We start from the raw sequence: 12,867 nt of genomic DNA, 5'->3' as shown, positions 1-12,867 counted from the left end.
TCATCATGTCCTCCGTTTAAATGGTTTCTTGGTCGAAAACATTGTATCACGGGTCATGGTGATGACCTATTCTTTTTACACAATTATATGGACTTAATCGGAAAATGGACGGAGGTGGTCACGATGGAGGTTGCCGCGTGCCCAGTGGAAGGAAAAATCGAAGGAGTCGGTCACGTTGGAGCTCGTATCGTGCCCGGTTGAGAGGGAAATGGATGGTAGCGGTCACGCAGTAGCCTGCTGCGTGCCCAGTAAAAGAAAAAAAAATCGGAGGAGTCGGTCACGTTGGAAGTCGTATCGTGCCCGGTTGAGAGGAAAATGGGCGGTGGCGGTCACACATGAGTCCTCAAAGTCCCCTCTTAAAGTAAAAAAAGAAGATGGAGGTCATGCTAGAGCTTCACTCATGCCCGCCTAAAGGAAAAAGAGAAAGGAGAGGTCATGCTCAGTTCAATACACTCGCGTTCCCACTCCCAAATGAAATAAGCAGCACATGCTACAATATATCCAGCAACTTACCACATAAATGAATAATTCAGCTACATACTAGTCTTCACCTCTAATAACCAACCATTTTACTAAAATATGCCTAATGACCTATATAATATTATTTTGATATAATGAATAATAGATTGATATTATATAAGGAGATGGACCAGTGAAGTCAAATTCAAGAATTTCAGCTAAACTTATCCCTTTTGTCATTGGTTTTGTCATCGTAGTAGCTGCCGCAATATGGGCATTTTCCTCCATGAATAGTGGAAAAGTAATTCCATTTTCCTCAATAGAAGATACCATAAAAGCTCAAAAAGGTGAGCTCGTAACCTTAACTGAGAAAGTAGACGGTACGATTTATATAGATACTCCAGATGGTAAATTTATTTCTCATTTTCGCCCAAATAGTCCACTAGTTGAAGAATTAGTGCAAAAATACAATATACAATACAAGTACTCTGATAGTAGTAGTGCTGGGTATTTCATATTTGGCGGTATAATAATTGTTGGATTAACAGCAGCGATTATTTTACGAAAAAAGGGTGGGTTAAGTTTTGCTAAGTCAAAACATAGCACTGCAAAATCGATCCCACTACCAACCATTACTTTGAAAGATATTGGTGGTTTGCCAGAAGAGATGAAAGATGAGATTTTACAAACACTTGAGATAGTAAAAGATCCAGAGCGCTCTGCGAAAGTAGGAATCAAAGCACCAAAAGGAATCCTACTTTATGGACCGCCTGGAACTGGGAAGACTTTACTTGCACAGGCGATTGCACGTGAGCTTGGTGCAAACTTCTTCTCTGCGAGTGGATCTGCTTTTACTGAATTATTTGTTGGTGTTGGAGCTTCTAGAATTAGAGGATTATTCGAAAATGCTCGAAAGCAAACACCTGCAGTAATTTTTATTGATGAAGTGGATGCTCTAGCCGGGAAACGGAAGCAACATGGCGGGGAAGAAGCAGAGAAAACATTAACAGAATTACTTGTACAACTGGATGGTGGTCATCAAAATGAAGGAATTTTATTTATTGCGGCCACAAACAGAAAAGATATGCTAGATGATGCATTCTTACGCCCGGGTCGGATTGACTTTACATTTAATGTTCCTTTACCGGATACAAAAGGTCGTAAAGAGATTATCGATATTCACACAAAGAATAAGCGACTTGCAGATAATGTAATTGCGTCACTTGATACACTTGCTGAAAGTACAACAGGTTTTTCTGGTGCACAAATAAGTTCTTTATTTGAAATGGCAAGTAGAAAAGCAGTTCGTGAAGGACGGGAAGAAGTAGGGATGGAAGACCTGGATTATGCGATAGACCGTACTATTCTAGGTAGCACTTCTAGAGCGTTGAACGATCCAGAAACAAAGAGAAGAGTCGCAATCCATGAATCTGGACATGCACTTATTCAAGCAGTAACGAAACCGGGTTCTGTCCGGAAAGCGACAATTATTCCTCGTGGTCAAGCATTAGGGTATGTGGCACCATTACAACAAGAATTGCATCTTACTACAGCAAGCGAGTTATTAAATCGAGTAAGTATGATTCTTGCAGGTGGAGTTGCAGAACGGTTATATCTTGGCGAACATAGTGTTGGTGTAAGTGGTGATGTTCAACAAGCAAAACAACTTCTAGAAGATATGGTTGACACAGGAATGCTTCAAGATGGTTTTACGTTAACTTTCCATAAACAAGATAAAGATGCAAAAATGCAAGAGTTATTCCAACAAGCAATACAACAAACGGAACAAATGATAGTAGAACACAAACCTGCGTTTGAACAATTAGTAGAAGCATTACTAAAAGAAGAAACGTTGGATGGAACAGAAGTACAAGCAATTGTGGACCAAGAAACTGCAATTTTAATATAAAAAAAGGGTAGATTCCAATAATTTTGGATCTACCCTTTTTACACTGGTAACATAAAAGCAGCCTTAGTGCCCACTCCAACTTCGCTTTTAATAATAAGTTGACCATTGTGCAGATTAATAATTTGCTGGCAAATTGCAAGGCCTAGGCCAGTACCAGTTGTATTCTCATTTGCTTTATAAAACGGCTTGTGAATATTTTTTAAATCCTCTTCTTTAATTCCACAACCATTATCATTAATTTCTCCGATAAAAGATTGGTTTTGAATATACCCTTTAATTTCAATGACACTATCTTCGCCACTATAATTCAAGGCATTATCAATTAAGTTAATAAGCAACTGTTTTATGCGATTACGATCAGCATGCAAGGAAACTTCATCAGAAACATCAACAAGTATATGCACTTGTTTCTTTTTTAATTGCTTATCGAATTGCTTTACCACTTCATCTACAAGCTCGTGAAAATTAAAATCCATCTTTTCAATTTTCATTGTTTCATTATTTAACCTAGAAAAATCGAGTAATTCTTCTACCATCTTAATGAGCCTATCGGTTTCATTCGTTATAATCCGAAGCCCAGTTTCCGTTTCTTGTTTATCTTGAAGATTTCCAGATAAGAGTGTTTCACTCCAACCTTTAATACTTGTAAGTGGAGTTCGGAGTTCATGGGATACTGAAGAGATAAAACGATTCTTCATTGTCTCATGTTGTTGTAAGGAATGACTCATTTCATTAAAAGACTTAGCAAGAGTGCCTAGTTCTCCAATATAATTTTCTTCAATATTCATATCGAAGTTCCCATTGGAAAACTGCTTTGCTGCATTTGTTATATGTGTAAGTGGAGTTGTAATCCTTTTGGCAATCGCATAACTCAGGATTAAGACAATTGTTACTATGCCAACACCTATACATAGGGCAATAATAATTAGTCTTTTTACGAACTCATCGATTTTTTCTAGAGAAATAACAAAGCGAAAGTAAATGGTTGGTTCATCCTCAAACTCTAATGGGACAGCTGCTGCTAAAATTCGTTCACCAGTGTCCGGATTTTCACCTACCCAAGTGGATGGAGTTTCTAAGGTTGCTTTTACAAGTTCTAATTGGTCGATTGTTCCGTGTGGGGAAAACCCACTAGAAGACATTAATACTTCACCAGACGGAGAAACAATCTGCATTTCTGCCTGTGACATTTTAAATTCTTGTATCATTTTCGGCATGGAATACTGTAAGTTAAAAGGTGATAAATCCATAAAACGCGTAGCAAAATTAGCTGCGTTTTTGGCATACGATGTAATAATTTCCTCTGTGTTTTTATAGTAATACTGGTATATACTTACAAAAAATACACCTTCCAACATTGCAACAGTTAAGGTAATAATCATAAATTGCTGTAAAAAAAGCCGCTTCTTAATTCCAACTTCTTTTGTCATTGTTTCACCCATTTGTACCCGAAGCCCCATACAGTTTGAATATAGGCCGGATTGGAAGCATCATCCTCAAGCTTTTGCCTTATACGGCGTATATTCACATCCACAATTTTAGAATCACCAGGGAAATCTAATCCCCATACTTCATCTAAAATGTCATTCCGATTGATGGCATCACCGTTTGCTAGATCTAAAATAGAAAGAATTGCATATTCGGTTGGTGATAATTCAATCTTTTTTCCATTCTTATATACACATCTATTTTGACGATCCAAGCGAATCCCAGTTTCTTTTACCTCAACAGGATTATGGTGATGAATGATTCTACGCATCAATGTTTTTATCCGAGCAACTAATTCATTTGGGCTAAATGGTTTTGATATATAGTCATCGGCTCCACTAAGCAATCCGTCCACTTTATCAGTCTCTGTAGTTTTTGCAGTAAGCATAATAATACCGATGTTTTCATTTTTTTGCCTAATTTCTTTACAAACTTGAAAGCCGTCTATACCAGGGAGCATTATATCGAGAAGAACGAGGGAGATATCTGGTGTATTTTGTAAAATAGCTAGAGCTTCTTCCCCTGAACTTGCTTCGACTACTTGATACCCATGTCTTTTTAAATTGATTAATATAAAACCTCTTATATTTTCCTCATCTTCCACTATTAATATTTTTTCCATTCGTTTCCCTCTCAGCTTTATTCATTTTCATTTAATAGTTGAAAAAGATTTTCCGTTTCTTCATCTGCAGATTTAGATAAGTATATAAAGTTATTATTTTCTGCGAGTATTGTCCATTCATCATTTGGATCATAATATTTATTCGTTACGTATACATCAAATAAAACATCATTTGTTTCAGCATCTAATATTTCCGTGTACTTTCTATCATCTGACTGGTTGATCTTGATAGCTGGCCAATGTAACGGGATACTTATTTTATATTGTAATTGATATTGGATGAATAATTTGTCGATAATTTCCGTCTGGTCATTTTCACCTATTTGATAATAAACTGTAATATAGGGTGTATCGACATAGGCAAGTTGTTTTTCTAATACTGGTTCGATTAAAGTTCCATATTCAAGTATACCATCGAAATTGATATCTTCACTTTTCACTGCTGCTATCTTAAATGTGTCATGTAAAGGTTTCTCTGCAATTTGTGAATACATATTTTGTAGGCGATTTTCTTCCACTACTATAATATAAGTTGTTGCAGAATGTGCCCCAATACTTGCATCCAGCATGATTCCATTCTTAGTCGTTGAAACTTTCCCACTAATTAAGTTGTAATATCCGTTAATATACGGGTCCAGTTCCAGGCGATCTCGTACCACTAATGTATCTTTTTCTTGTCCATACAGAAGGAGAGTGTTGAATTTTCCTTTATCAAATTTTATTAATATTAATTCCTGCGCTTCTTTCTCATCGAAGTTATCCACTAAGAAATGAGAATACGACTCATCTAATAACAACTTTGGTGTTTCTTCTGAAAAAATATCATATATGAGCAAGCCGCGTTCCGTTGATTCTTCTGAATAGGTGAAACCAGCGATAATTTCTTTTCGATTATCATTCGTTATGTCTGTAAATTGGAGGTCAACGAGTACGGCACCACCTCCATCGATACTGGCAACTTTTTCCCACCCATCATTATTTTTTAAAATAATACCTTTTGCTAGTTCTGTTTTTACGGTCGATTGATAAAACACAATTGCTTCTTCTTTACCATCACCGTCTAAGTCTACTAGCATTATTGGATTATTCTTTTCACTATTTATTGGTGTTAACAAATCTGCATTATTTGGGATATATTTCGACAAAGATTCCTTTAATTCTGCCTTTGTTCCTGGAAGTTTTGGTGGTGACATTAAGGAGGTGTTTGGTTCATAGAAAGAGCAACCAGTTATAAAAAATAAAGCTAATATTGAAATCAGTAATCTATGAAGTCGTTTCATATATAGTAGCCTCCGTATTCAATAGCAAATCTATTTTATTATACATCTTAACAGTATTTGTAACAAAAAAGTAACAGTGGTATTTATTTATCAATATTGTAACTTTTATGTTACCAATTTACATGTCGGATATTTTAATATAATAGTAGAATGTGTCGAAGGGATGAAACGGGATGGATAGAACAACCAGAAGAAGAATGAGAAGGTTAAATAAAAAGGGGAAAATAGCGGCTAGTTTGTTATTTGCACTGTTAATGATGTTAGTGTATTTAATTTGGGTCGGAATTTCAGAAAGCAATGCTGAGGCAACGAAGAGTAATGGATATCCCGTAGTAGGACATAATGATCAAGAGCAGAATCAAACACCAGAACCTGAGAAGGAAGAGGATACCCCTATCCAAGATGAAGAGGTGGATGAACCTGTTCAAAATGAAGAAGATGATTCTAATTTAGAAGATCCGCAGACTGATAAAGAATCGGAGCTGCCGATAGAAGAAGATCAACCAATTGATGAAAATAATGAAGAAACACCAAAAAATGATAATCAACAAAAAGACCAAGAGGGAGAAAAGGATGATTCGACGGAAGGAGAGCAAAATGTGGAGACTGCATTAAAAACCGGGAAATATGTTTATTTAACGTTTGATGATGGCCCACATCCTGTATCGAAAGACATCTTAGCACTCTTAGATAAATATAATGCGAAGGCAACTTTCTTTATGCTTGAACCAAATATGAAGAACCATCCAGAGGCAGTAAAAGCAATGGTGGAAGGTGGCCATACAGTTGGTGTCCATGGTGTTACACATGATAAATCTAAAGTATATAAATCTCCAAGTAACTTTGTAAACGAAATGGAAAAAGCAATTTCATATATATATGATTTAACTAATATTGATACATTGCTAAGTAGAGCGCCTTATGGATCAAAACCGTATATTACTCCACCTTTTAAGTCTGCAGCAGATGCAGCAAATTTAATTCTCTGGGACTGGAATATTGATTCAGTAGACTGGAAATTCCAGAATGGAGAATTTGTGGAGAAGGTAATTGAGCAAACGGAGCGTCTTGTTAATAAGGAACCACTTGTAGTTTTACTTCATGAAAAACCTACAACTCTAGAACATTTGGAAAAATTGCTTCAATATTATCAAAAGAACGGATATGAAATGTTAGCACTTAATGAAGCAATGACCCCAGTTCAATTTAAATAGAATATTAGATTAAAAGGTCAGATGAAACTCGCTTAAGCGGATGAATGTCTGACCTTTTGTATTTCTTTCGGAAAATATTCATAATTATTGATTTACATACAAGTAACTTAGGTTATGCTTTTATATAAGATAAATATTGTAATGGAGGTAAAAGCAGTGAATAAGAAAGTTTTGCTTGTAATAGCTAGTATGTTAATGCTGATTCTTACGGCATGTGGTGATAAGGATAATCAAGTTGATGAAGCTCCAGAAATAATTGATGTGCAGCTACATGTGAATGAAACTGCAGATGTAAATGAAAAGCTTGTGCTGAAGGCAACCGTTACACAAGGCGATGAAAAAGTGAAAGATGCAGATGAAGTGATATTTGAAGTTTGGGAAGATGGAAATAAAGATGATAGCGAAATGATTGTTGCTACAAATAATGATGATGGTTCTTATGAAGCAGAAAAAGCATTTGAACATGATGGCGTGTATATTGTTCAAGTCCATGTAACAGCGAGAAACATGCACAGCATGCCAAAAACAACTGTTGTAGTAGGTGACGCTACCCTCGAGGACCATCACAATGCAGAAGACGAGGAAGAGGAACACGATCACAGCGGTCATTAATTATCTCAAATTAGCCAATAGTTGCTGGCTTATATAATAATTGTAGTAAACATTTATATTGAAAATGTTGATACAGGCTGCATCATGACCAATCGGAGAGAACGTTTAAGTAAAAACGGTCGAGATGAGTCCTGTCACGACAGATATGGTTTGAGTTATTAGTGAAACTGGTCGAGAGAAGCTTTATCAAGACATATATTAATGGAGTCCTTCGTGAAAACGGTCGAGAGGAGCCCTGTCACGACAGATATGCAATGAGTTATTAGTGGAAACGGTCGAGATGAGCTTTGTCAAGACGGATATGGTTTGAGTTAATAGTGAAATTGTCGAGAGCAGCTTTATCAAGACATATATTAATGGAGTCCTTCGTGGAAACGGTCGAGAGGAGTCCTATCACGACAGATATGCAATGAGTTATTAGTGGAAGTGGTTGAGAGCAGCCCTGCACAACGGATAGACAAAGAACAATTCGTAAAAACGGTCGAGAGAATCGATATACTATAAATAAACAGCAGCACCTCCATAATAAAGTGGAGGTGCTGCTGTTTTTATGTTTATAGTGATGCCCGATATATTGCTAATACATCGTCACGATTTAATTTTGTGAAGTTACCAAACTCACCGTTTACCATTGCTTTATCAGCCATTTCTTCAAGTCTGCTATCATCGATATCATAATCTGCAAGACGAGAAGGTGCACCAATACTATTCCAAAACTCGCGAAGTTTTTCGATCCCTTCTAAACCAATCTCTTCATCTGTTTTACCGTTGGCATCTACTCCAAATACACGGATAGCTAATTGCTTAAAACGAGATGGTTTTACATGTAAATTATGCTTCATCCAGTTTGGAAACAGAATGGCAAGACCGCCACCATGTGGAATATCATAAACAGCGGAAACAGCGTGTTCAATATTATGTGAAGCCCAATCGCCTCGATACCCCATATTTAATATTCCGTTTAACGCCATCGTACCACAATAAAGGATTGTTGCACGATGCTCATAATTTTCTAAATCTGCCAGTAACTTTGGTGCAGTTTCCATTACCGTAATGAGCAAAGATTCACACATTCTATCTTGAAAATCTGTATTCTCGGTTAGATGGAAATAATGTTCAAACACATGAGACATCATATCGACAATCCCATAAACAGTTTGATCCTTTGGAACAGTGAATGTATTCACTGGATCTAGGATAGAAAATTTAGGGAATGTATACGGACTTCCCCAACCGTGTTTTTCTTTTGTCTCCCAATTTGTAATGACAGAACCAGAGTTCATTTCGGAGCCGGTTGCAGCTAAAGTAAGCACGGTACCAAAAGGTAAGGCATCTGTAACACTTGCTTTCTTTATGATGAAATCCCACGCGTCCCCATCATATTTTGCACCTGCAGCTATTGCCTTCGTACAATCAATTACACTTCCACCACCAACTGCAAGAAGAAACTCAATCCCTTCTTCCTTACAAATTTGAACTCCTTTATGTACAGTAGAAAGGCGTGGATTAGGCTCAACACCTGCAAGTTCAAATACATCGGCACCAATTTCCTGTAAAATTTCTTTGACTTGATCATACAATCCATTTCTTTTAATACTTCCGCCACCATAAACCAATAGAATTTTTTTTCCGTATGGAGGAATTTCGGTTTTAAGTTGTTCCAATTGTCCTTTACCAAAGATCAATTTTGTTGGATTCCAGAAAGTAAAATTATCCATTTATGATCAACTCCTTCGTTTAATATTATGCTTTATCAAGACGAAGAAATCAAAAAAAGGGACTGCAGATAAATGCAATCCCTTTTGATTATTTAGAAGTCTTTTCTTTTTCAGATATATAGCTTACATGTATTCCAACATCATCCATGGATAGTAGTTGTACTTCATAGGATGGGAAAGTTGTTTTGAGTTTACTTTCAATCTTATGACCTTCGCCTTTAGGAGCGAAGGATATCATTGTTGGTCCTGCACCACTAATTACAGTTCCGTATGCTCCAGCTAGTTTTGCCTCTTGACGGATTTGTTCATAATTTGGAATAAGTGTTGCTCGATATGGCTCATGAAACAGGTCTGCTTCCATCATTTTACCTGCAAGAGTGAAATCACCTGCAGATAAAGCGGCAATCATTACATTACTTACCGCACTGGCAGCCGCAGCTTCGTTTCGGGAAAATTGTTCAGGTAATACTTTACGAGCATCTTCCGTTTTTAGTTCAAACGTCGGAATATAAACAACTAAATCTAGTGGCACATCCGTCTTTTGTAAAATTTCTATCTCACCATTAGGAAGAAGAACAGAAACAATGAAGCCACCGTATAATGCAGCTGCTACATTATCTGGATGACCTTCCATTTCAGTAGCAAGTTTTAACTTATCCGCTTTTGTTAAGGATAAAGAGCAAAGTTGATTTGCTACTTCAATTCCTGCAATGATCGCAGAAGCACTACTACCAAGACCGCGTGCCAATGGAATTTCACTTTCCATTGTAATTTTACATGGAGTCAATGTTTTGTTGTAAGCATTGGCTGTATGTAAGGCCGCTTGATAGACTAAATGATCTGTCACAGGAGGAACGGAAGGGAGGTGAACAGAACGATGCTCAATCTCCCATTGTGTTGATTCTTCCACATGTAACGTAAGATAACGATTGACGGCCATTCCTGCTGAATCAAATCCCGGTCCTATGTTTGCAGTGCTAGCAGGAACTGCAATTGTCATCCTACTCATTGACTAACGACGCCTTCAATATATTTTAAAACAGTTTGTTCATCATTTGGTAGTACAGTTGTTTCGATATTCAGTTCTGAAATAGCTGTTTGTGGATCTTTTAAACCATTTCCAGTTAACACAGCTACAACTTTACTTCCTTGTGGAATAGCACCACTCTTCACTTGTTGAAGAACACCAGCAATGGAAGCACATGATGCTGGTTCTGCAAAGACACCTTCTGTTTTAGCAAGAAGTTTAAATGCTTCTAGAATTTCTGGGTCACTTACAGATTTAATTGTACCACCTGATTCATCACGAGCAGCTTCTGCTAAGCTCCAGCTTGCAGGGTTACCAATTCGGATAGCTGTAGCAACTGTTTCAGGTTCAGCAATTGGCTTTCCTTGTACAATCGCAGCAGCACCTTCTGCTTCAAAACCAAACATTTTTGGAAGTCCAGTTTGTTTGATTTCGTTATATTCCTTAAACCCTTTCCAATATGCGCTAATGTTTCCAGCATTACCTACAGGGATTGCTAGAATATCAGGCGCACCGCCAAGTTGATCACAAACCTCAAATGCAGCTGTTTTTTGACCTTCTAAACGATATGGATTCACCGAGTTAACAAGTGTTACTGGAGAAGTCTCACTAATTGTTCTTACCATATTTAAAGCATCATCAAAGTTACCTTCAATTTCAACGATTTCAGCGCCATACATCATTGCTTGTGCTAATTTTCCTAGCGCAACTTTACCTTTAGGAATGACAATTATCGCTCTAATACCTGCTTTTGCAGCATATGCAGCAGCGGCAGCAGAAGTATTTCCAGTAGAAGCACAAATAATGGACTTACTACCTTCCTCGAGAGCCTTTGCAACTGCCATTACCATTCCACGGTCTTTAAATGAACCAGTTGGATTTGCACCTTCGATTTTTGCATGTAATTCAATTCCAAGCTGCTTCGATAAATTAGAGAGATGGACCAACGGTGTATTTCCCTCATTTAGCGTTAACGCCGGAGTTTCATCAGTTACTGGTAAATATTCTCTGTATTGTGCTATTAAGCCCGGCCATTTCATTATTTTTTTCCATCTCCTTCAACACGATAATAACTAATAACATTATCTACAACAGGTAGATCACTTAATTCCATTAATGCCTTTTGGAAGCTTTCCAAAGATATAGTATGTGTAACAATAATGATTTCAGCAACTTCTTTTTTCTTTAAAGGTTGTTGTAAAATCTTTTCAAAACTAATTCCTAATTCATTAAATAAAGATGTGATTTTGGAGAATGCACCAACTTCATCTTTCAAATGGAGACGGAAATAGTATTGTCCGAAGCGTTGTTCAGGTGTTTTTAACACACGTTCAAATCTTGGTTTCACTACGCTAGTTCCATTGACTTGTAGTTTCATATTTTTAATAACTGAAATTACATCAGCCATTACTGCAGTAGCAGTAGGAAGACTACCAGCACCAGGACCATAGAACATCGTTTCTCCAACAGCTTTTCCGTTCACGTAAATAGCATTATATTCATCTTTCACAGCTGCTAATGGATGATTTCTACTTAGGAAGGTTGGTTGAACACTGATTTCTAATTGTTGGTCTTCTATATGTGCATGACCAATTAATTTCATTGTGTATCCAAGTTGTTTTCCATAATTTAAATCACTAACGGAAACATTGCTAATACCTGAAACTTCGACGTCTTCCAAGTCTACATTTGTAAAGAATGCAAGTCTTGCTAAAATTGCCATTTTCCTAGCTGCATCTAGTCCTTCGACATCGGCAGTAGGATCAGCTTCTGCAAAACCAAGTTCTTGTGCTTCTTTTAGTGCAGCCTCATAGGATAGGCCATCCTCATCCATTTTCGTTAAAATGTAGTTCGTCGTTCCGTTTACAATTCCCATGATTTTTTGGATACGGTCAGATACAAGGCCATCAGCTAATCCTCTTAAGATAGGAATTCCGCCCGCAACACTTGCTTCATAGAATAAATCGCACTCATTTTCCACAGCTAAATCTTGCAATTCAGGACCATATAATGCGATTAAGTCTTTATTTGCAGTTACTACGTGCTTTTTCGCTTTAAGAGCTTGCGTTATGTAAGCTCGTGATTCTTCAATTCCACCCATTACTTCAATAACTACATCAATTTCCGGATCTTGTAATACTTCATTTGCATCTGTAGTGAGGTGTACTTGATGATTTCCTAGATCGCGATTTTTATGGATATCACGAACGAGGATACTTTTCACCCGTACTTCACAGCCTACTTGATGGACAAGATCTTCTTGATGCTGTTGAATTAGTTGTACAACCCCGGAGCCTACAGTACCTAATCCTAATAGGCCGATAGATACATAGTTTTTCATTTTTGTTCCTCACCTCATTTTGTCTTTCTGCTAAATACATTTGTGTTTTTATAGTAGACATAATAGCGTGGAAAGTCAATAGTTTTTTGAAAAAAGGGCAAAATGGAATTATAAAGATAATTATAAATCGACATGAAGAAAAATGAAACTAAAGATTCAGTTATTCGTAATGTTATATAAATACAGTAATTGTTTTA

General features: G+C 37.0%; 11 protein-coding genes. 4 read left to right on the top strand and 7 right to left on the bottom strand.

What is annotated here, in order from left to right:
• Positions 1-201 (top strand): hypothetical protein (locus ACFPM4_RS19865; RefSeq protein WP_382355688.1); only part of this gene is annotated, 201 nt, incomplete at its 5' end.
• 451 nt (positions 202-652) lie between these two features.
• Positions 653-2,368, top strand: a complete 1,716-nt coding sequence (locus ACFPM4_RS19860) for an AAA family ATPase (RefSeq protein ID WP_382355685.1) — start codon at positions 653-655, stop codon at positions 2,366-2,368.
• A gap of 38 nt (positions 2,369-2,406) precedes the next feature.
• Here ACFPM4_RS19860 and ACFPM4_RS19855 read toward each other — a convergent pair whose 3' ends face one another.
• Genes ACFPM4_RS19855 through ACFPM4_RS19845 form a run of 3 tightly spaced genes read right to left on the bottom strand, consistent with a single transcriptional unit; the run spans position 2,407 to position 5,758 of the window.
• Complete coding sequence (locus ACFPM4_RS19855) at positions 2,407-3,810, bottom strand: sensor histidine kinase (protein ID WP_382355682.1); 1,404 nt, start codon at positions 3,808-3,810, stop codon at positions 2,407-2,409.
• Positions 3,795-4,478 (bottom strand): response regulator transcription factor, encoded by a 684-nt coding sequence (locus tag ACFPM4_RS19850; protein WP_382355679.1) that lies wholly within the window; start codon positions 4,476-4,478, stop codon positions 3,795-3,797. Before ACFPM4_RS19850 ends, ACFPM4_RS19855 begins: the two co-directional genes overlap by 16 nt.
• Positions 4,479-4,495: 17 nt before the next feature.
• Positions 4,496-5,758, bottom strand: coding sequence for an FG-GAP repeat domain-containing protein (locus ACFPM4_RS19845; RefSeq protein WP_382355676.1), 1,263 nt, complete (start codon positions 5,756-5,758; stop codon positions 4,496-4,498).
• Between the two features lie 173 nt (positions 5,759-5,931).
• On the opposite strand from ACFPM4_RS19845, the gene ACFPM4_RS19840 reads away from it, so the two are divergent.
• The gene (locus tag ACFPM4_RS19840) at positions 5,932-6,972 is read left to right on the top strand and encodes a polysaccharide deacetylase family protein (RefSeq protein ID WP_144922965.1); all 1,041 of its coding nucleotides are present in this window, start codon (positions 5,932-5,934) and stop codon (positions 6,970-6,972) included.
• 156 nt (positions 6,973-7,128) lie between these two features.
• Entirely contained in the window at positions 7,129-7,584 is a 456-nt protein-coding gene (locus tag ACFPM4_RS19835; protein WP_382355672.1) for a FixH family protein, read from the top strand.
• Positions 7,585-8,138: 554 nt separating this feature from the next.
• Here the strand turns inward: ACFPM4_RS19835 and ACFPM4_RS19830 are convergent.
• The 4 genes from ACFPM4_RS19830 to ACFPM4_RS19815 all read right to left on the bottom strand — a co-directional run bounded on the left by ACFPM4_RS19830 (position 8,139) and on the right by ACFPM4_RS19815 (position 12,670).
• Complete coding sequence (locus tag ACFPM4_RS19830) at positions 8,139-9,302, bottom strand: iron-containing alcohol dehydrogenase (RefSeq protein ID WP_382355669.1); 1,164 nt, start codon at positions 9,300-9,302, stop codon at positions 8,139-8,141.
• Positions 9,303-9,390: 88 nt separating this feature from the next.
• Complete coding sequence (gene thrB, locus ACFPM4_RS19825) at positions 9,391-10,311, bottom strand: homoserine kinase (RefSeq protein ID WP_382355666.1); 921 nt, start codon at positions 10,309-10,311, stop codon at positions 9,391-9,393.
• On the bottom strand, positions 10,308-11,369 hold the full coding sequence (gene thrC, locus ACFPM4_RS19820; protein WP_382355663.1) for a threonine synthase: 1,062 nt from the start codon (positions 11,367-11,369) through the stop codon (positions 10,308-10,310). The genes thrB and thrC overlap by 4 nt, the downstream gene beginning before the upstream one ends.
• Positions 11,369-12,670, bottom strand: coding sequence for a homoserine dehydrogenase (locus ACFPM4_RS19815; RefSeq protein ID WP_144922981.1), 1,302 nt, complete (start codon positions 12,668-12,670; stop codon positions 11,369-11,371). The genes thrC and ACFPM4_RS19815 overlap by 1 nt, the downstream gene beginning before the upstream one ends.
• Positions 12,671-12,867: the final 197 nt, after the last annotated feature.

This window comes from Lederbergia graminis (assembly GCF_042655485.1).
Lineage (GTDB): Bacteria > Bacillota > Bacilli > Bacillales > Bacillaceae_C > Lederbergia > Lederbergia graminis.
This window is presented reverse-complemented; position numbering and strand designations above follow the sequence as displayed.

Bases quoted from the DNA above. Each gene is read 5' to 3' on its own strand.
- thrC (WP_382355663.1), bottom strand. From the start codon at position 11,369: ATGAAATGGCCGGGCTTAATAGCACAATACAGAGAATATTTACCAGTA.
- ACFPM4_RS19830 (WP_382355669.1), bottom strand. From the start codon at position 9,302: ATGGATAATTTTACTTTCTGGAATCCAACAAAATTGATCTTTGGTAAA.
- ACFPM4_RS19815 (WP_144922981.1), bottom strand. From the start codon at position 12,670: ATGAAAAACTATGTATCTATCGGCCTATTAGGATTAGGTACTGTAGGC.
- ACFPM4_RS19845 (WP_382355676.1), bottom strand. From the start codon at position 5,758: ATGAAACGACTTCATAGATTACTGATTTCAATATTAGCTTTATTTTTT.
- ACFPM4_RS19855 (WP_382355682.1), bottom strand. From the start codon at position 3,810: ATGGGTGAAACAATGACAAAAGAAGTTGGAATTAAGAAGCGGCTTTTT.
- thrB (WP_382355666.1), bottom strand. From the start codon at position 10,311: ATGAGTAGGATGACAATTGCAGTTCCTGCTAGCACTGCAAACATAGGA.
- ACFPM4_RS19840 (WP_144922965.1), top strand. From the start codon at position 5,932: ATGGATAGAACAACCAGAAGAAGAATGAGAAGGTTAAATAAAAAGGGG.
- ACFPM4_RS19850 (WP_382355679.1), bottom strand. From the start codon at position 4,478: ATGGAAAAAATATTAATAGTGGAAGATGAGGAAAATATAAGAGGTTTT.